Genomic DNA, 1727 nt, shown 5'->3' on the forward strand with positions numbered 1-1727 from the left:
GAATTAATATAAGTAATATTGTCGCCACTATTAACATGACTTGCAACATTGATTAAGTTTATTGAATAATCGACACCAATAACCGAATTGCAATGCCTAGCCACTTCAACAGTCAATAATCCATTTCCACAACACAGATCAACCACTCTCGACTGTTCATTTAGATTAAGCTCACTACAAATTGTATCTACAATTAAATTAATTTGACTCTGTTCTACTTCAACACCATTTACAGTTTTTCCAACTTGTTTCAGAAGGTTTTCTGGTGATTTAGATACATTTGAATTAAAGTGTTTTAACCAGTAATTCATACCTTACCCTCTATGTTATATTTGGTCAAAAGATCTAGCACTTGCTCTTTGTTGTTAAACATTAAAACATCAACTATCGATAGAGAAGGTTCAAATTCCCTTTTCTGATTATAGCTAATGCTGTCAGTAGAGAGGAATTTTAACTTTACACCAGAGCTTTCATATTTAAGAGCATCAAATAAGTCTTTCCCTGCAATAGGATTAATATATTGATGTCCGTTGAGTTGTTGTGTTATAGATAGAGCCCAGTCTCCGGCTCCGGAAACGTCACTATAGTCAAAACTGCATTGAGAAGAAACTAACACTTCCTTCTTAATGCCCAAATAGTCTAGTATTGAAATTATGATATGTTTGTTCAAGTCAACAATACTATTCCCTTTATAAGATTTGAGTATTTCTTCAACTAGCCTTTTTGTTTCTTTATAATACGGTGCCTTTTTTTTGTAATGTTCTAATTGGGAAATTACCTTTGTTCTCCAATCAGAAGTCGGATGTATTTTAATATCCTTTATTAAAGAATAGCTTGAATGCTTTTCTAAAGGAACACCTATATATTGCCAACCTTCATTGGGCTTTAATACTCTGTTTCTGTTAATCCAGCCTCTGTGTATATACTTAACATCATCGAATAAAACAAAAATATCAGACTCTACGATTAGTTGAAAGTAACCTATATAAGGAAAAAAATATGGCTGCATTATAGCGGTTTTCATTTTGCAGCCTTATTTATCAAATTAACAACATTTTCAACATCAGAAAATAATAAATTAGCGTATATAGGAAGACACAAAACTCTTGAACTAGCCGAATTTGCTACAGGCAAAGAAGTCGTCGCTCCAGAAGGAACGCCTTCATACTCTGAAAAATTAGAAACTAGAGGATAGAAATATTTCCTGACCATTATGTTATGTTCAGCTAAGTAAGTAAAAAGCTCATCACGAGACATTCCATAGAGATCTTCTTCAATTAGAATAGGGAAATATGAATAGTTATAACTGATGCCGTCAAACTCAGGAATAAGCTGAATTCCAGTTGTGTTTGATAAGGCTTCACGGTAAAAATTAGAAATTTTTTTACACTTTTCTATTTGCTCATCGACATACTCTAACTGAAGTAAACCATATGCCGCTTGTATTTCGTTCATTTTACCATTAATGCCCAAACCTATAACCTTCTCAGGTCCCTCAAAGCCAAAGTTTTTAAGGTAATCTATTTTCACTTTCATCTTCGGATCATTCGTAATCAGCGCTCCTCCCTCAATGGTGTTAAAAATTTTAGTTGCGTGAAAACTCATCATGGATAAATCACCAAAATTTAGAATAGATTCATCTTTTCTTTTCACACCAAAAGAATGAGCTGCATCATAAAATATCTTTAACTTATGCTTATCCGCAATTTTCTTTAAAGCATCAACAT

At 32.9% G+C, this 1727-nt stretch carries 3 protein-coding genes; all 3 read right to left on the reverse strand.

Features of this window, described 5'->3' with window-relative positions; genetic code table 11:
• Positions 1-311 (reverse strand): class I SAM-dependent methyltransferase (locus BCT81_RS27680; RefSeq protein WP_133152758.1); only part of this gene is annotated, 311 nt, incomplete at its 3' end.
• Complete coding sequence (locus BCT81_RS27685; protein ID WP_102426530.1) at positions 308-1024, reverse strand: WbqC family protein; 717 nt, start codon at positions 1022-1024, stop codon at positions 308-310. The genes BCT81_RS27685 and BCT81_RS27680, both read right to left, overlap by 4 nt.
• On the reverse strand, positions 1021-1727 hold a 707-nt coding region (locus BCT81_RS27690; RefSeq protein ID WP_198596983.1), incomplete at its 5' end, for a DegT/DnrJ/EryC1/StrS family aminotransferase. The genes BCT81_RS27685 and BCT81_RS27690, both read right to left, overlap by 4 nt.

Source organism: Vibrio sp. 10N.261.52.A1 (assembly GCF_002876325.1).
In the GTDB taxonomy this organism is placed as follows: Bacteria; Pseudomonadota; Gammaproteobacteria; order Enterobacterales; family Vibrionaceae; genus Vibrio; species Vibrio chagasii.